General features: G+C 34.3%; 20 protein-coding genes and 1 riboswitch. Of the genes, 11 read left to right on the top strand and 9 right to left on the bottom strand.

What is annotated here, in order from left to right:
- The first annotated feature begins 13 nt into the window (after positions 1-13).
- From NAAC61_RS04055 to NAAC61_RS04085, 7 genes are read left to right on the top strand one after another with little or no spacing between them, the layout of a single operon-like run.
- Positions 14-814, top strand: coding sequence for a patatin-like phospholipase family protein (locus NAAC61_RS04055; protein ID WP_121959133.1), 801 nt, complete (start codon positions 14-16; stop codon positions 812-814).
- Positions 811-1,584, top strand: coding sequence for a patatin-like phospholipase family protein (locus tag NAAC61_RS04060; RefSeq protein WP_012207875.1), 774 nt, complete (start codon positions 811-813; stop codon positions 1,582-1,584). Before NAAC61_RS04055 ends, NAAC61_RS04060 begins: the two co-directional genes overlap by 4 nt.
- Complete coding sequence (locus NAAC61_RS04065) at positions 1,581-2,207, top strand: LptA/OstA family protein (RefSeq protein ID WP_012207876.1); 627 nt, start codon at positions 1,581-1,583, stop codon at positions 2,205-2,207. The genes NAAC61_RS04060 and NAAC61_RS04065 overlap by 4 nt, the downstream gene beginning before the upstream one ends.
- Before the next feature lie 2 nt (positions 2,208-2,209).
- Entirely contained in the window at positions 2,210-2,725 is a 516-nt protein-coding gene (locus tag NAAC61_RS04070; protein WP_202695349.1) for a hypothetical protein, read from the top strand.
- 1 nt (position 2,726) lies between these two features.
- On the top strand, positions 2,727-3,179 hold the full coding sequence (locus tag NAAC61_RS04075; protein WP_121959134.1) for a type II secretion system protein: 453 nt from the start codon (positions 2,727-2,729) through the stop codon (positions 3,177-3,179).
- A gap of 34 nt (positions 3,180-3,213) precedes the next feature.
- Positions 3,214-4,482, top strand: a complete 1,269-nt coding sequence (locus NAAC61_RS04080) for a HEAT repeat domain-containing protein (RefSeq protein WP_121959135.1) — start codon at positions 3,214-3,216, stop codon at positions 4,480-4,482.
- 7 nt (positions 4,483-4,489) lie between these two features.
- A complete protein-coding gene (locus NAAC61_RS04085) occupies positions 4,490-5,110 on the top strand; it encodes a ComF family protein (RefSeq protein ID WP_121959136.1) in 621 nt (206 codons plus the stop codon).
- Here the strand turns inward: NAAC61_RS04085 and NAAC61_RS04090 are convergent.
- Complete coding sequence (locus NAAC61_RS04090) at positions 5,080-6,003, bottom strand: carbohydrate kinase family protein (RefSeq protein ID WP_121959137.1); 924 nt, start codon at positions 6,001-6,003, stop codon at positions 5,080-5,082. The genes NAAC61_RS04085 and NAAC61_RS04090 overlap by 31 nt on opposite strands.
- A gap of 85 nt (positions 6,004-6,088) precedes the next feature.
- Positions 6,089-6,619 carry a dihydrofolate reductase family protein gene (locus tag NAAC61_RS04095; protein ID WP_121514309.1) on the bottom strand — a complete coding sequence of 177 codons (531 nt, stop codon included), beginning with the start codon at positions 6,617-6,619 and terminating at the stop codon, positions 6,089-6,091.
- Positions 6,620-6,941: 322 nt separating this feature from the next.
- Here NAAC61_RS04095 and NAAC61_RS04100 point away from each other — a divergent pair, with 322 nt between their 5' ends.
- From NAAC61_RS04100 to glmM, 4 genes are all read left to right on the top strand, one after another.
- On the top strand, positions 6,942-8,183 hold the full coding sequence (locus NAAC61_RS04100; protein WP_012207883.1) for an ABC transporter substrate-binding protein: 1,242 nt from the start codon (positions 6,942-6,944) through the stop codon (positions 8,181-8,183).
- Positions 8,184-8,287: 104 nt separating this feature from the next.
- Positions 8,288-9,190, top strand: a complete 903-nt coding sequence (locus NAAC61_RS04105; RefSeq protein ID WP_012207884.1) for a carbohydrate ABC transporter permease — start codon at positions 8,288-8,290, stop codon at positions 9,188-9,190.
- Between the two features lie 13 nt (positions 9,191-9,203).
- Complete coding sequence (locus NAAC61_RS04110) at positions 9,204-10,055, top strand: carbohydrate ABC transporter permease (RefSeq protein ID WP_012207885.1); 852 nt, start codon at positions 9,204-9,206, stop codon at positions 10,053-10,055.
- A 5-nt stretch (positions 10,056-10,060) separates the two neighbouring features.
- Positions 10,061-11,383: a phosphoglucosamine mutase gene (gene glmM / locus NAAC61_RS04115; RefSeq protein WP_121959138.1), complete on the top strand. Its 1,323-nt coding sequence runs from the start codon at positions 10,061-10,063 to the stop codon at positions 11,381-11,383.
- A 62-nt stretch (positions 11,384-11,445) separates the two neighbouring features.
- Here the strand turns inward: glmM and NAAC61_RS04120 are convergent, their stop codons facing one another.
- The 7 genes from NAAC61_RS04120 to NAAC61_RS04150 all read right to left on the bottom strand — a co-directional run bounded on the left by NAAC61_RS04120 (position 11,446) and on the right by NAAC61_RS04150 (position 17,585).
- Positions 11,446-12,807 carry a Do family serine endopeptidase gene (locus NAAC61_RS04120; RefSeq protein ID WP_121959139.1) on the bottom strand — a complete coding sequence of 454 codons (1,362 nt, stop codon included), beginning with the start codon at positions 12,805-12,807 and terminating at the stop codon, positions 11,446-11,448.
- A gap of 89 nt (positions 12,808-12,896) precedes the next feature.
- Positions 12,897-13,487: an orotate phosphoribosyltransferase gene (gene pyrE, locus NAAC61_RS04125; RefSeq protein ID WP_121959140.1), complete on the bottom strand. Its 591-nt coding sequence runs from the start codon at positions 13,485-13,487 to the stop codon at positions 12,897-12,899.
- Positions 13,488-13,591: 104 nt separating this feature from the next.
- Complete coding sequence (locus NAAC61_RS04130; RefSeq protein ID WP_146026678.1) at positions 13,592-14,329, bottom strand: alpha/beta hydrolase; 738 nt, start codon at positions 14,327-14,329, stop codon at positions 13,592-13,594.
- Positions 14,330-14,348: 19 nt separating this feature from the next.
- Complete coding sequence (rho, locus tag NAAC61_RS04135) at positions 14,349-15,674, bottom strand: transcription termination factor Rho (protein WP_012207890.1); 1,326 nt, start codon at positions 15,672-15,674, stop codon at positions 14,349-14,351.
- Between the two features lie 495 nt (positions 15,675-16,169).
- Positions 16,170-17,045, bottom strand: coding sequence for a DUF1385 domain-containing protein (locus NAAC61_RS04140; protein WP_233581182.1), 876 nt, complete (start codon positions 17,043-17,045; stop codon positions 16,170-16,172).
- Complete coding sequence (locus tag NAAC61_RS04145) at positions 17,029-17,259, bottom strand: hypothetical protein (protein ID WP_231282472.1); 231 nt, start codon at positions 17,257-17,259, stop codon at positions 17,029-17,031. The genes NAAC61_RS04140 and NAAC61_RS04145 overlap by 17 nt, the downstream gene beginning before the upstream one ends.
- 26 nt (positions 17,260-17,285) lie before the next feature.
- Complete coding sequence (locus NAAC61_RS04150; protein ID WP_012207893.1) at positions 17,286-17,585, bottom strand: stage V sporulation protein S; 300 nt, start codon at positions 17,583-17,585, stop codon at positions 17,286-17,288.
- A 159-nt stretch (positions 17,586-17,744) separates the two neighbouring features.
- A riboswitch (cobalamin riboswitch) is annotated at positions 17,745-17,909 on the top strand.
- Positions 17,910-17,972: the final 63 nt, after the last annotated feature.

Consider the following 17,972-nt stretch of genomic DNA (forward strand, 5'->3'; position numbering starts at 1 on the left):
GCGGGAGGGAACCATGGTTTACGGAATAGCCTTAGGGAGTGGTGGCGCTAGAGGAGCCGCTCACGTTGCCTTAATAGATGAACTGAAAGAAAGAACAGTAAAGATCGAAGTAGTAACAGGATCGAGCGTAGGTGCATTAGTAGGTGCCCTTTTTGCCTTAAATCCTGATGTGGACCTGTTTAAAATATTCAAAGACTTGACACTTAAAAAGAAAAAGACAATTGATTCACAGTTTAGAACTCTAAACAACAGAATCACTAATTTCCCTAAAATGGTTGCAGGTAAAAGTTTTTTAAAAAGTGATTTCGTTTACGATATTTACAAGCAGTTGTATGGACGTAAACGTTTTTCCGATTGTAAGATAAAATTAGGAATCGTTTCATATGATTTAGAAAGCGGTGAAGAAGTGGAGATCACAGAAGGGTACATAATCGATGCTGTTATGGCTTCCTCAAGTGTTCCCGGCGTTTTCCCTCCTTTAAGGTTAGGGGGCATGAGCCTGTTGGATGGAGGCGTTTTAACTCCTGTTCCAGTAAAATTAACTAAAAAACTAGGAGCAGATTATGTAATAGCAAGTAATTTAAATGGTGAGGTTAAGAATGATTTTAAGTTTAACGACGGATTAGATTATATTATTTCCATTGAAGATTTTAAAAATGATCTTATGGTTAACTATGAAATAAATATAGCCGAAGAGGTTTATACATTCCCAATAGAGTATTCTTGGGAAGGATTTTCTTATTTTAACGAAATATACCAAGATGCTAAAAATTTTTTAAAATCCATACAAAATAAAGCGAGGGAACAACTTTGAACTTAGTAATGGGTGGCTTTTTTGAAGGATTTTATTGGGAATCTGGCGTTTTAGAGTCTATAGCAAAAAAAGAAAACGCCTTAAATCTATATACTTCTAGTCTAGGAAGTTTAAGAGGATTATTTTATGCATTGTACGGAGTAAATTTTTTCGGACGTTTAAAAGATTTCATATACGAAAAAAATAATCCTTTACGCGAAGTAATAACTAATACAGAATTATACAACAGTAGATACGCCCAAACAACAGCATTGATAAGATTGGGAAGAGGGAAAATGTCGCTTTACAACCCTGATAATTTAAAAAAATTTTTGGAAGGTTATTTTGGTAACCAAACACTTTCTTCACTTCGGAAAAACGTAAGTTTCGAAGTCTTCGAGCTAAAAAATAAAGAAGTAATTATACTGAAAAATGAAACAAAAATCGTTGATATGTTAATGATGGAATTAGCGTTCCCGCCTTATTACAGTTATTATGAATATCAAGGTGGATTTTTTATTCCAACCTCATATTTATCGTTTATTCCTCAAAAATTTCCTAAAGATGCAGTAATTATATCATTTGATCCCGCTTTAACTTATCCAGATCCAAAAAATACCGTCGAAATTCTTTTAAAAACCTCCTATTCTAGAACGTTAAAAAATTATCGTTTATTGACCGAAGACTTTAGTACTATCGAACCGCAAAAACAGTTGAAAGATTATTTTAATATGTCCGCTTTTTTTGATGGTCAAAATCATGCTAATAATTTTTTGGAGGCAAAAGTATGAAGCGTTTCACTTTATTTTTTTTAATGCTTATATTAACAAATTTGATTATTTATTCCGCACAAATAAATGTAAGAGCAGATGAAGTAAAAGGTGAAGAAAGTAGATACATACTGAAAAATAATGTCCTTATACAGAAAGAAGATCTCTCTATTTCAACGGATTTTGCTACCATTACACTCGTTAACGACGAGTGGCGAGAAGTAAACACCGACAAGGTTTATATAACTGCCGACACGTTTGAAGCCACATCCTCTTCTATGAACTTTGACCTTCAGACTGAAAAAGGAAAACTTTCAGGGAATGTTTTAGCTAAGATTTTTTTGGAAGAATCAGAGATCGAGATAAATTCTGACGAACTTCAGATTGATAACAATAACAAAAGATACGAGGGAAGATCTGAAAATATGGTTTTGATTAAAAAAGGAGATTATATAATAAACGCAAAATCCTTTGTTTTTGTTGAAAAAGAAAACTTGCTCACACTTTCCGAAAATGTACATATAGTCAATTCTGTGGAAAAAATTGATATGAAATCAGCATATGCCACATTCAATACCCAGACCAACGATATAGAAGCCCAGCAGGTTAATTTAATTTTGGAAGTAGCAGATGAGGAGGAATAGTTGTGAAAAAATTTTTTGTTGTTTTTTTCTTAGTTTCTCTATTTATTTCCGTCTTTTCGCAAACATATTATGAGATGGGTTTTTCTTTGCTGAATTATCCCGATGATTTCAAATTTGCTTTAAGGAGTGGTTTGGAATCAGATTCCTTCAACCTTAATTTTGATCTTAGCCCAACTTTTGAAGAAACGTTCTCTTTGATCACGATTACCGATGTTTCTGCTAAAATTTTGGATATAAACCCGAACGCTTTTTTAGATGTTGGTTTATTATGGGTCTACGGTGAAGATTTTCCAGGTACTCTTGCATATGGAGGTTTCAATCTGAATTTTAACAACATTTTAGGAAAATTGTACATTGGATACCCATTCAACAATACCGACGATCCTTTGAACTATTTCGCAATAAAATTGGGTTATGTAGTTCCAAAACCTGCCGATTTCATCGATGATTTAAAGTTGGAGTTGAGGGTGGTAAATGGAAGGATTGACTTTTCAATCTTTTTAGTAGAACCTTTGTGAAATGAATAAAAATCAAGGGTTTCTACTGATAGAGAGTGTATTTGAGATTTTTATTGTTTCTTTAACAATGTTGATTGTAATAGGTACTTTTTCCGGTACATTGAACATTTTAAAAAGTTCACTGGAGGAAATGATTAATATAAATCTTATTTCAAATGCCATTATGGAAGTGATAGTTATCGCAAAAAATGAGATGACTAATGTGACCTCCTACGATTCCGATTCTTCAACCGTCTTAGGAAATTCATCTGATGGTGAAACAGTTGGTTTTTCCTACAATAGATTTGCACAAAAGATCAACCGTTACAAAGACTCGGGGTGGGATAAAGGATCTACATTAATTTCAGAAAATATAACTGCTTTTTCATACGATGGAAAATTTTTAAAGGTAACATGGAATGATGAGTATGAATTAAAACTTTTCATCCCTGGCCGTGTTACAAAGGAGCGCTAAATAAAGATGAGACTTAGGAGGAAAACATTAATCAATGGCAAATGAAATAATCGAAACATATAAAATTTTAGAAGAAAGAATAAAGTCAGAAAACATTCAAATATACTTTGATATGTTGGATTCTCCTTATCCTTCTTTTAAATCCAAGGCTATTCAGGAACTAACAAAGCAAAAAATTGATGCCCCAAGGATTAAAGAATACTTAAAAGATCCCGATAAAAATGTCAGATTTTCTGCATATAGGTACTTAGATAAAATGGGTCTTTTGGATGAGAATAATATAAAAGAAGCTTTGAAAGACATTTCAGCAAACCTCAGAAAAGAAGCAATCATCAGCTACATTCAAATGGGTATAAAACCTATAGAATTTATTTTGGAGTTTACCGAAGATCCAGATCCAATTGTTAGATATCAACTCATATCCACATTTTTGGAATTCTACCCAGAAGACTCAGAAAAAATTATTAGCAAAATGAAAAATGATCCCTACGTTAAGATAAAACAATTGATTTCAGCTTTGGAAAACATCTCTGAAACCTTAAAATCCGAACAAGTAGATAAAAGCGTTAAGGTTATGGCGCTAAGAAGATTTTATGAAAGAGACGATGCCTATACTTTTTTTAATTCACTAAAAGAAACATACTTTGATTGCAACAATGAAACTAAAGGTATAATAATTAAATTCTTTTCAGGTTTACCATGTGAAGTTATAAATAAATTCATAGAAAAAATCGTGCAAGAAGAAAAGGATATTCACATTCTTCAACTAACTGCAAATACCTCAAAGAAAGTTTGTGGAATTGATTTTGTTCCTACTTGGTTGATCGACAAATTGGTAAACAGCGAAGAGGCAAAAGTCGTAAAGTTTGGATTAAAGTTAGCTTCTGAAAAGGAAGATATGGGGTATGTGGAATTTTGTAGGGACTTGTTATCGGCAGTAGATGATGACTTAGTCATCGGAGCGAGTGATTATCTTATTTATTTTCAAGACTATATGCTTAAAGATTACGTTCCGAACTTTCTCAATTCATTGTCCTCCAAACGAATAAGGGAAGGATTAAAAATAATCAGAAAATTAAAGTTAGATAATTTTTTAGAAGAAATATCATTAATCGCTCTCAACAAAATGAATCCTATTTCCTTGAGAAAAGCCGCCGTCAATCTACTGAAATTTTTTAAAGCCAAAGATTATTGGGAAGTGCCAAATCAAATACTCAAAGACCCTTACGAAAACGGGAATTTAAAACTTGCTGCGTTAAATGCACTTCTACGTCTAAATGCGGAGATGGTAGTTAATTTTTAAAAAGATAATGACCACAATTTTTGAACCTCACTGTCTTGTTTGCAAAAAACCTATTGCCTTTGGAGAACTTATTTGCGACAATTGCAAAGAAAATCTTTATTCGCCTTCTCTTTCAGATGGTGCTTTTAAGGTTTATCATTATGGAAAATACGAGTACCCTTTATCTAACTTAATAAAAGAATTCAAATACAATTCACATCCAAAAATTGCACGGCTTTTGGGGAATATGTTAGCAAAGTTTTTTATAGATTTAAAATTTCCAGAACTAAATTATACTGTGTCATATGTACCTTCAAATTTCTCAAGTGTTCATGAAAAAGGCTTTGTACCTGCTCACTTAATTGCTAAGCATTTTTCAGACATCTTAGGCTTTCCCTTAATAAATCTCTTTTCCTCAAAAACTCTTAAAAGACAAGTTCAATTGGATTATAAAAAGAGAAATGAAAACGTTAAAAACAAGATAAAATTGATTCAGGATCCCCCAAAGAACATTATTATTATAGATGATGTGTACACTACAGGGGCTTCAATGAACGAAGTAGGTAATCTACTCATTAAGAAATGTGATGTTTTAGTTGGCATCACTGTAGCAAAAGCTTATAGGTATTCTTTTAATAAATCTTTATAGTTTTTTATATCACAGATTGCACCAACATATTTTAATTTTTCTGCTGAAAATGCATTCCCTAACTTTGCAGCTTTTATAGGATCCAAACCTATAATCGTTCCTATGTATAAACCTGACCAAAATGCATCCCCTGCTCCCGTTGTGTCTATTACCTCTTTTGCATAGGAGTCAAAATGAGTAATTTTTTTACCGTCCGAAAATACAAATCCCTTTTCACCTAAGGTAAGAATTACGTTTTTTACTCCCCATTCATGAAAAATATTTATGTATTCTTCTTCATTCTTATTTTCTTCGAAAATATGTGTACAATCATCTAAAGAAGGCTTAATAAAATCCACGTAAGGCATAATCAATTTTAGAACATCTTCTATTTCTAAGGATGTTTTCCACAAGATCTTTCGATAATTTGGATCAAATCCTATTAAAACATTATTATTTTTGGCAACTTTTAACAATTTAAGCGTGTTTTTTAGGTTTTTATCAGAAGATAATGACCAAGAAGAAAAATGAAAGATATTTGCTTTTTTCACAATATCAAAGAATGAATCTTGAATTTCTAAATTTAAAGAGGCAGATCTCAATGGATAAAATTCTGGAGATGATTTAGACTTCAAAACATAAACAATATCTGTAGAAAATCCTTCATCTTGTAAGATGCCTTTTATATCAACATTATAATTTTTTAATTGTTCAAGGATAAATTCTCCAAAAGGATCCTTACCTATCCTTGAAATTATAGCGGATTTAAAACCCTGTTTAGAGATATTAACAGCTATGTTACTGGGGGAGCCACCTAAAAATTTGTCAAAAGAAGTTGCATTTTTTAATCCTCTTACATAATCTTTAGAGATGAAGTCTATCAATACCTCACCAAACGAGACAAAATTAACCATACACTAATCCACCTTCTTTTTTTATCTTAGCTTATCGCTCCACTCTCCGCCTTATCTTTGAAAACTTCTTTTATTTCGCATAAGGCTATTTTTTATCGTCAGTTTTCAGGTAATGCAAAAGAATAGTATCTTCATTTAATTTTTTAAAATCATTCAGCTTGAAATTATATTTATCATTCACGTATTTGAAAATCGATAGATCACCTTCAATAATTACTGGTTCGATAGTTAGAAAGATTTCATCAATTAAATTTTTCTCTAAAAACAAGGAGTTTATCGTAGAACCACCTATTAATGCAACTTCAGGGTATCCTTTCTTCTCTAGTTTATCCAACAATATCTCTGGAGGATTATCTGTAAAGTAGAGATATTTGTCATATTTTAACTCAACTTCTTTATATTTTTCAGGATTTCCTGTCAACACAATATTAATTCTATTTTTTAAAGGAGATCCTATCTCTTCAAATGTTTTTCTCCCCATAAGTATTATGCCAATATCTTTGGTTATATTATAGAAATGTTCCTTATCTTCTGCTGAGGACCAACTTCTCTGAGAATCATCTGACATTCGGATTTTTCCATTGATACTTTGAACCATAATTAACTTTACTCTCATAAAATTAATCCTCCCCAAACTTAAATTCTCTTAAAATTAATATTTTTTAGAATTTACAAAACTTCTTACCGCCCTAAGCACCCTAGATTAGTTCGAAATGTTAAATTATTTTTGTTTTTTTAATAATAGTTATAACAGAATTTATCATTTTCAAGGAAAACTAAGATTTTTGGCTCTAATCGTCTTTATTCGGATTTAATTGGTTCTAACAGCTTCTAATTTCATATAATTACCTTTTGAGATGAAGGTTACATGTGATAAAATAATTAATGATTAATTTGTTTATTTAATTTATTATATCATATCAGGAGGTGGCAGTAGTATGAAAAAAGTAGTTGTTTTATTTGCTATATTGACGATGGTGTTGAGTGCCTTTTCTATTACCATTACAATGACAGCGGGTGCAGTAGGAAGGGAATTAGAAGTTCTCAATGAACAAGTTGAGATGTTTATGAAAGAAAACCCAGACATAACGGTAAATGTTCTTCCAATGCCCAACAGCTCTACGGATAGGCACGATCTTTACGTTACTTACTTAGCTTCAGGTACACCGGATCCAGATGTATTAATGCTTGACGTTATCTGGCCAGCAGAATTTTCGCCATTCTTAGTAGATTTGACTGATGACTATGATTATTTTGGACTTGATGGATTTTTCCCTGGAACCGTTGCTTCAAATACCGTCGATGGCAGTTTGGTTGCAGTTCCTTGGTTTACTGATGCAGGTATTCTTTATTACCGAAAAGATTTGTTGGAAAAGTACGGTTACGATGTTCCAGAAACATGGGATGAACTTTATACAATTGCAAAAGATATATCCCAGAAAGAAGGAATCGAAGGTTTTGTATGGCAAGGAGCCAGGTATGAAGGTTTAACTTGTGACGTTATGGAATTCGTCCATAGTTTTGGTGGAGAAATAATGAAAGATGGAGAAGTTGTCGTTGATGATCCTGAATATTACGATAACAATGTTGCAGCAATAACCTTTATGGATAAATTAATAGAAGATGGCGTAAGTCCAAGGGGAGTAACTACCTACATGGAAGAAGAAGCTAGAAGAATTTTCCAAAATGGTGACGCAGTTTTTATGAGAAACTGGCCATACGCATGGTCCTTAGTTAACGCTCCCGAGTCACCAGTTGCTGGAAAAGTTGGTATAACGGTTCTTCCAAAAGGGCCCGAACCAGATGGAAGGAATTCTGCTACTTTGGGTGGATGGAACCTTGGTATAAACGCAAACTCTTCTGCTGCAGAGGTAGAAGCTTCTAAAAAACTGATCAAATTCTTGCTTAGTAAAGAACAACAAGTTTACAAAGCGGTTTATTCAGGTCAAACACCAACTATGATCGAAGCATACAACGATCCAAGAACTATTGAAGCAAATCCTTTCTATGCTGATCTTTTAGATGTTTTCTTGAATGCTGAACCAAGACCAATTTCTCCAATATATGCTGAAATTTCTTACGAGATACAAGTTGCTGTTCACGAAGTTCTAACGCAACAAGCTGAACCTGAAGATGCTCTAAACAACTTAGCAGAAAATCTCAAATCTATAGTTGAATGAAAAAGAAGAATTTGATATAATTTTCATAGGTGGGCGGTAAACGGAGTTCCTCCGTCTACCGCCTTTCTGTATAATATAGTAGACTATAATTAGGGGGTGCGTTAATGAAAGTAAAAGGTACGTATAAGAGATCCGATATCTGGCTTGCCTTTTGGCTCATTATTCCAACTTTAATTGCTATCGGTATTACCGCCTTCTATCCTCTAGGACAAACTCTTTATGATAGTTTCTTCAAATGGTCTCTCAGACCAGGATTTGAAAGAGAGTTTGTAGGATTTCAAAATTATGTCAATTTGTTTCAAGATCCAAGATTTTTGAGTTCTTTGTGGAATACAATTTATTTCACTTTTTTTTCTGTACTTATAGAATTCCTTTTGGGATTAGGAACAGCTTTAATATTGAATGCGGATTTTAAATTGAGAGGTTTGGTAAGAGCAGCAGTTTTAATACCATGGGCAATACCTACAGCGGTCTCTTCCCAAATGTGGAAATGGATGTATAATGATCAATATGGTGTAATAAGTTTAATGCTATATAATCTAGGAATACTTGAGGAAGGTACCCCCATTCTAGGAACTCCAGGTATGGCTATGGCTGCGATTATAGGCGTTGATGTCTGGAAAACTACTCCATTTGTTGCTCTTTTACTCCTTGCAGGACTTCAAATCATACCTAATGAGTTATACGAAGCAGCTAGAATTGACGGCGCCACTATATGGAAGCAATTCACTTCTATCACTTTACCTGTGTTAAGGCCTACGATTGGTGTAACGTTGATCTTCAGAACTTTGGACGCTTTGAGGGTTTTCGATATTGTTTACATCATGACACAAGGAGCCGTGGGAACGGAAACTCTCGCAGTTTACAATAGGTCACTTTTAATGGATAATATCTTCTCTCCAAGAGGTTTGTTTGGTTATGGCTCTGCATTATCGGTTGTAATATTTTTGATAATTGGTATATTTACAATAATCTATATGCGCTCGTTGAACATTAAATTAGATTGAGGAGGGCAAAAATATGAGATGGGGAATGCGAGCAAAAAGAAATACTCAACGTACAATTTTATATATTCTGGTTATATTGATGGTTATCTTTTACATTTTCCCTTTCTATTGGGCAATTAAAAGTTCTTTTACTGCCGATCAGTACCTTTTTACAAAAAACATTACACTCTGGCCTCAAGGTTTTACCTTTGAAAACTATATAAAGGTTTTCACAGAGAGACCTTTTGGATTAAATATATTAAATTCTATTATAGTTGCTGGAGCTACGACTATTTTCTCAATAATCGTTGGTTCTTTTGCAGCCTACGCAATAGCTCGTTTAAAGATTCCTGGGAAAGGGCCTTTGATGTTACTGATACTTGCGGTAAGTATGTTCCCTCAAGTTTCTATATTGGGTGGCCTTTTTCAGTTGCTCAGAAATTTAGGATTGATAAACACTTATGCTGGGTTGATAATCCCATATATTGCATTGAACTTGCCTTTAACAACGTGGATTTTACAAAATTTCTTCAGAGAGCTTCCCAAAGAGATAGAAGAATCTGCTTATATAGACGGATGTTCTAAATTTGAAACTTTGTGGAGAATTGTTTTGCCTCTTTCCGCTCCAGGTTTGGTCACGACTGGTTTGTTAGCTTTTATTCAAGCTTGGAATGAGTTCTTATTTGCTCTAACTTTTATGCAAACTCCTGAAAAATACACAGTTCCTGTGGCAATTGCTATGTTTACAGGTAAAACCTTCTACGAAGTTCCTTGGGGACAACTAATGGCGGCGTCTGTAATAGTTACGATGCCTTTAGTTATTTTAGTTTTAGTGTTCCAAAACAGGATAGTTCAAGGTTTAACGGCCGGTAGCGTAAAAGGATGATGTAGATGAAGTTTTTATTCGGTACAGACGGCATAAGAGAGGTCGTTAATGAAAAGCTGACCGTTGACTTGGCGATGAAACTCGGAAACGCACTTGCTAACCTTTTTGGTTCAGAGTATAAAAAATTGTATATTGCAAGAGACACACGAAATTCAGGAAAGGTATTGGAAATGGCTTTAGCTTCTGGAGCATTGGTAGGTGGAATGAATGTAGAGTCATGTGGAGTTCTGACTACACCAGGATTAGCATTTATAACGAAAATAGAAAAATCTATAGGTGTTGTCATTTCTGCATCTCATAATCCTCCAATGTACAACGGATTAAAAGTTTTTTGTGAAGGATTTAAAATTTCAGATGAAACAGAAGAAAAGTTAGAAGAAATAATTTTGAAAGGTCTACTTAAATACAGTGATTATAGAGATATTGGAAGATACATAGAAGACTCTTCAAAAAAAGAATATGTTGATTATGTGGTTTCTCTATATAAAAAGAACTTACAATGTAATGATTTAAAAATTGCTGTTGATGTCGCTAACGGAGCTGCTGGAGCGATAATAAACGATATATTTGGTGAACTTAACTTGAATTATACGGTATACCAAAATGCCCCAGATGGTTTCAATATCAACGAAAACTGTGGTTCTACATCACATCAAACATTATCTAAAATCGTTAAGGAAGAAAAATATGACTTTGGCATCTTGTTCGACGGAGATGCAGACAGATGCCTTTTTATAGATCGCTTCGGTAATCTCGTAGATGGTGATGTTTTGATGGCTATCAACGCTCTGAAATTAAAGGCTCAAGAAAGACTAAAAAACAAAATTGTTGTTTCAACAATTATGAGTAATTTAGGTTTGGAAGAGTATTTAAAGAAAAATGAAATACATCTTATACGTACAGACGTAGGAGATAAATACGTTTTGGAAAAAATGCTACAAGAAAATGCTACAATCGGTGGTGAGCAATCAGGACACATTATATTTCTTGATAGATCCACTACCGGCGACGGAATAATTACCGCTTTAGAGACTTTGGAAACGCTGAAATATTTTTCTAAGTCTCTTGATAATTTTCTTCAAGAAATTCCTAAATATCCACAACACTTGGAAAACGTTACAGTAAAAGATAAAGTAAAAATCATGAAGGACAGCAGAATTGAAAATTTAATAAGAAAATATGAAAGTATTGAAGGATTCAGAATTGTAGTCAGACCTTCAGGAACTGAACCAAAAATAAGAATCATGACAGAAGGGTCCAATGAAGAAACAATTAAAACATGCGTCACAGAATTTAGCCAACTTATACAAAGTATTGATAACGAGTGAAATAGTTTAAAAAAAACGGGGTTAGTGTTAAAAAGCCCCGTTTTTTAATCGATTATTCTGGTTTACCTATAGAAGAATTGAACAACGTACCTCACATTATTTCTATAAACTATCAATGCCACATAACTGTTCTTTTCAACTGAGGAAGCTATTTTTTCCCAGTCAGCTACGTTCTGTATGTCGTAATACACTCCATTAACCGCTATCTCTGTAATAACATCACCTGCTCTTAGCCCAAGCGCGTAGGTATCGTCTTGTATTTCTTCAACAATGACTCCTTGAATGCTACTTCTTATACTGTATTTTTGTCGATCTTCTGAAGTTATATCCTTAACTACGATTCCAAAATAGGCTTCTACGACTTCAGGCGTTTGGCTCCCCAAAGTTACATTGAAAGTAATCCTTTCTCCAAACCTATCGACAACAACCTCTACAGTATTCCCTGCTGGATAAGTAGCCAACAATGAAGTTAAATCGTCTGTATTTTCAATTTTTTTACCGTTCACTTCAACTATTACGTCATTCACTTTTATACCTGCTTTCTCAGCTGCTCCTCCTGGTACCAAATCTTGGACATAGGCTCCTTTGTCTACTTTTAACCCCAAAGATTTTTTCAATTCTTCAGTTATATCGCTGATGTATACACCTAAATAAGCTCTTTGAAAGGTCCCTGTTTCCATTACAGAATCAGCAAATCTTTTCGCTATGTTAATAGGAATGGCGAACCCTATGTTCACGCTTCCTAACTGAGGATCTACTGCGATTGCAGTGTTGATCCCAATGACTTCCCCATGTATATTCAGTAAGGGACCTCCACTATTACCTGGATTAATAGTTGCATCCGTCTGTATTAAATCAACATAATTCCCATTTCCATCCGGTTTTGGAATGCTCCTATTGGTTGCACTTATAACCCCTGCCGTAACAGTATTTTGTAAACCCAGTGGATTGCCTATAGCTATAGCATCTTCTCCAATCCTAATCTTGTCTGAATCACCTAAAGGTAGCGTTGGTAGATCTTCGTCAGCACTTATTTTTATTATTGCTAAATCGAGATCTTCATCACCACCTACCAACTCGGCGTCATAGTCCTTTCCATTCGGCAAGGATACAGATATCTTTTCTGCACTATCTATCACATGGTAATTTGTCAATATATAACCTCTTTTATCGAAAATAAAGCCAGACCCCACTCCTTTTGTTTGATACTCTGGCATTTGTTGACCAAAAAATCTTTCAAAAAAATCTTGAATGTATGGGTCCACAGGAACTGGAGCTGAACGAGTGGATTCAATATTTACAACCGCTGGAGCAGCCTCTTCAACCACGTTAACTATGGGGCTTTCGTATCCTTCATTCACAATTGAAAACGAAGATATGGAAAGCAAAAATACTGTCAAAATCAAAACGATAGATTTTTTCATACTAGCACCTCCGATTATTCTATTTACTTAAATTATAAACCAACTTCTTAAAAGAAACTTAAAAGCTTGAATTTTCAGTTTTGTTGTTTCTATTGTTTTCTACTACCTGGTTTTACTAATTGTAAACCTTGGATACATACAGGGCAGTTTTCTGAGGAGTAGGTAGCAGCTTGTATCTTAACTAGAGATATGATTTCTCTGTTTTCTAAAACAATTTTATCAGATCTATTGACGATACAGGCGAATGAAGTCACGTATCCTCCGTTACTTTCAACCAATTTTGCAACTTCCAGTGTGGATTTTCCTGTAGTTATTACATCTTCTACTATTAGTATTTTGCTGTTATTATTGATGACCTGATCTCTACGTAAACTCATGTTTCCCATTTCATTTCTCTCTGCGAATAAAAATGGGACTTTTAAAGCTCTCGCCACTTCGTATCCTATGATAATTCCTCCCAATGCGGGGGAAACAACGTAGTCTATTTTTGAGGCTACTTTATCAGCAATTAATTTGCCAAGAAGTTCCGAATACTCTGGATATTTAAGAACTTTTGCACATTGAATATATGTGTCTGAATGTAATCCGGAAGATAATAAAAAGTGCCCCTTTAAAAAGGCCCCGGTGTCTTGCAGTATTTTTAATACTTTAGTTTCATCATTTTTTGTGTTATCTATCATTAAGATTTTTACCTCCTGGTATCTCTATTTTATATACTCTAAAATTATGTTAGCGCCCCTTTGCCCCGCTCCCCACCCAATTTTTATTTCTAAAGAATTTATCTCTATTTTAAAAATTCGAAAATCTTATCATAAAATTTATTTTTATTGTAAATGCATTCAAATAACTCATGTTTACCTTTGGAAAAAGAAATTTTGGAAATGTTTGAATTCTTTATCTTCTTATACTCTTCGATGTTGACTATTTTATCTTCCTCTCCAAAAAGCAACAATGTGGGAATATCAACCTTTTCGATTTCATTCAATGCAATATCAGCTTCGTCAAACATTTGTCGAGCAGTTCGAACAGTTATTTTATCGTGTACCAGGGGATCTTTTTCATAAAATTCACAAGCTTTTTCATCCGTCGATAGATCATAAGGATTTATCCGATTTGAAAAGGAAAGGGTAGGAAATATTGAGAAAAGGTTTAAAAGCCAACTCAGTTGTTTAATATCACCCAAGGCAGGAGAAGAAAGTATAAGTTTTTTCGGTTTTTTCTCTGTTATTTCAACAAATCTTGTGGCGACCAACCCACCAAGAGAGTGTCCGAATAGAATATATTCTTCTTGAACATAATTTTCCAAAAAAGAATAAACTTCGTAAAAATTCTCTATATCACCTTTTTTCCCAGAAGTATAACCGTGCCCGGGAAGATCAAAGGTATACACAGCAATCCCTTTTTCATTTAATTGCTTAATGAAATTCACGTATCTTCCAGAATATTCTCCGAGACCGTGAATCAGATATAAAGTTTTATAGTTATAAGTGTTTGGCATGTAGTATCTATGATATATTTTCATAAACAAATTATATCACAGTTCACAAAGCTTTTTGATTTTCTATCGCTTCCATTATTTCATCATTAGTTTTATGCTTTCGTAATAAACTCAAGATGAATTCCAAGGCTTCTTTTGGGGACATATCGTTAATGAACTTTCTTAGAATGATTGTATTTTTCATCTCATCAGGACTATATAACAATTCTTCTTTTCGGGTACCCGATAATTTTAAGTTTATGGCAGGAAATATTCTCTCATTAGACATTTCTCTAGCTAACACCAGTTCCATATTTCCTGTACCTTTAAATTCTTCAAATATCACTTCATCCATCTTCGATCCTGTTTCTATTAATGCAGTGGCTAAAATAGTAAGACTACCGCCTTCTCTAATCTTTCTTGCAGCACCAAAAAATTTCTTTGGGAAAATTACAGCGGCAGGGTCAAGACCTCCACTCAGCAATTTCCCACTGGATGGTACATAAAGGTTGTATTCACGTGCAACTCTCGTCAAACTATCAACAAGGACAACTACATCGTGGCCAAACTCAACCAACCTCTTAAAATGTTCCAAAGCCATTTCTGCGATTCTTATTTGATTTTCTGGGTCCATATCGAACGGTGCTGCTATGACGTTAGCATCTACTGTATCACGAATATCCGTTACCTCTTCAGGTCGTTCGTCTATTAAAAGTATGTACCTTCTAGTATCGGGGTAATTTTCAGCAATGGAGTTAGCAATATCTTTTAACAGCGTGGTTTTACCAGCCTTAGGAGGAGCAACTATTAAACCTCTTTGCCCAAAACCTATAGGAGAGAATAGATCAATAATTCTGGAACTGTATGGTGCGTTTTTATGTTCCAAAACCATTCTGGTTTTGGGATACTCGGGAGTCAAATTTTCGAAAGAGACTCTATCCCGAGCGTTTTCGGGAGGTAAAGAATTTACCGCTTCTACTCTTAATAAGGCAAAAAATCTTTCACCTTCTTTTGGAGGTCTTATTTGACCAGCTATTATGTCTCCCGTGAAAAGGTTGAATTTTCTAATCTGTGATTGAGAAACATATATATCATCGGTTCCAGGCAACAACGAGTTGTCTACGCTTCTCAAGAAACCGTAACCATCCGGCAATACTTCCAAAATTCCTTCATAGAAGAAGTATCCGATTGATTCAGTTTGCTTTCTTAAAATAGCAAACTTTAATTCGCTTTTTGTCATCTTGGAATAATTTGATATTTCGAGTTTACGAGCTAATTCGTATAATTCTTTTCTGGTCATTTCGTTTAATTTAGCCATATTAATTTCAATGGCTTGGATATTATCCCTACTTTGTTTCTTTGATACTAAATTGTTAGTATTTTCATCCATGTGAATCCTCCTTATTACCTTTAGTATATACTGTGTTTAGGAATCCTAAAACTGTACTAGCGCCCCTTCGGCCCGCAGCCTACCCTTCTAAGGAAAGTAGTTTTACCCTTTCATTGCGAAGCTCAACCCACAAATTATCCTTTATAAATGTAGGCATTTGACTTCTAGAGTAAGAATATAACATACAGATCATAATATATTAATGAATTTTGTGTGGATACCACAACATAAGAATGAAGTAATCCCTCAAAAGCAAAAAGGGTTAAAATCAAAAATAGTATTGTGAGGAGAACAATAAACGTTCTTGGGAGAATCTAAAAGAAGTTCAATCGTAATTCAGAAAATATAATATAAAAAATTATCAAACACGATAAAACTTTTTAAAAGCCAAGCAATTTATTTTAAGACATTAAGAATCGACTTTGAAAGAAGTTACGCCTGGAGCTAAGACTTTGCTTTCGGTACCTCGATTTTCAAGTAGGTTTCCATGTTTATCTAAAAGTATTTCCCCATCAAAATTTTCTTTGAGGCATATTCTAAAGATATGAGCCCTATTTCCAATTGTTCTTTTTCAGGTTCCTTGGTAGTAATTTTTTGAAGCAACAAACCCGGATAGGCAAGAATTTTTCCTATTTTTGTGTCGATGATTTTTGCGGTGAACCTTTGAAATTCGTAAGCTAAGCCTGCAACTAATGGAAGAAGCACTATTCTAGATATTACTTTCTGTAAAGTTGAATTGAAGCCTAATCCTCCCGTTATGGCAAAAACAATAATCGAAGCAAAAACTGTAATTATCAAGAAACTAGTACCACATCGAGGATGTAAAGTTGTGTATTTTCGGGCGTATTTGACCTCTAAAGGTTCGTTGTTTTCGTAGGTATATACACTTTTGTGTTCGGCTCCGTGGTACTGAAAAACCCTTTTTATATCTTTCATGAAAGAAATACCCCAGATGTAGGCGACAACCAAAAACGCTCTTATAAAACCTTCAACAAATGCAAACCAAAATTCAGATTTAATATTGAAAGGTCTGGTTAAAAATACAGGTAAAACACCAAACCCTAATGTTGCAACTGCAACCGCAAGCAATATGGCGATAACCATATCTTTTGTAGTTAATTCTTCATCTTCTTCTCCAGATACTTTAGCCGAATAAGATAATGCGTTCATACCAATTATCATTGAATGTAGCAATACAAAAAAACCTCTTATAATGGGTATTTTTTCCCAAATTCCCCATGAGTTATCCTTTAATCTTTTAACTGCAATACTTCCGTCTTTTCTTTTTACCGCGACTACGGTATTTATTCCTTTCATCATTACGCCTTCGATAACCGCTTGTCCACCTACTGTTTTAGGTTTTGGTTTCACTAGATTGGATCCTCCTTAAAATTTCTTCTGCAACACCTTGTTCAGTGACTACATAGTAAAATTTTATAGCCTCTTTGTCTATTCCATTGTTCTTATTAAGCACTTGAGACGCCTTTCTTCTCAATTTGTACCTTTCATCATTATTCAATTTTGTAATGTCTTTTATTATATCAAAAAGGTGCGTGTTTTGTGAACACGCTTCAATGATTTCCAATATTGCTTTCTCATTTTCATTCATTTTTACTGTTGAGAATATTCTTCTGGGGAAATACTTTCAGAAACCCTTGCAACGACTTTAAACTTAATACCAGTTCTTTTTTCTGAACCTACTTCAACCTCCACAAAACCAGGGATAACGTATATCTCCTTGCCTTTAGCCTCGATAAATCTCTTTGCAATGGCAATAGCCTTCACTGCTTGATTAACCGCTCCAGCTCCAATAGCTTGTAGCTCAACCTCGTCTGTTTTTGACAGAACTCCTGCTATAGCTCCAGCAACTTTGTTCGGTGCAGATGAATGACTGACTTTCAACACTTCCATGTCTTGGCTCCTCCTTTGTGGACAGGCTATATATATTTATTCTATCATAAATTTTAATAATGTCAAAGAAAAAATTGAAAAAAGAATATCTAAATGATATAATTAGAAAGAAACAGCCTCACGGCAAATAAGGAAACAGCCTCACGGCAAGTAATGAAGTTAATATTTACTGCATTATTTTAAGGGAAAACGGTGAAAATCCGTTACGGTCGCGCCACCGTAATCGGGGACGAAACTTACAAAAAGCCACTGGAGAGATCCGGGAAGGCGTAAGGAGTAGAGTGATCCGAAAGTCGGGAGACCTGAATAATGCTGTTTTTTCTATCTCTTCGCGCCAAAGAGATAGAAAAAATGTTTAAATGGCGCTAATTTATACAAGGAGGCCAT

Source organism: Petrotoga sp. 8T1HF07.NaAc.6.1 (assembly GCF_016772115.1).
In the GTDB taxonomy this organism is placed as follows: domain Bacteria; phylum Thermotogota; class Thermotogae; order Petrotogales; family Petrotogaceae; genus Petrotoga; species Petrotoga mobilis.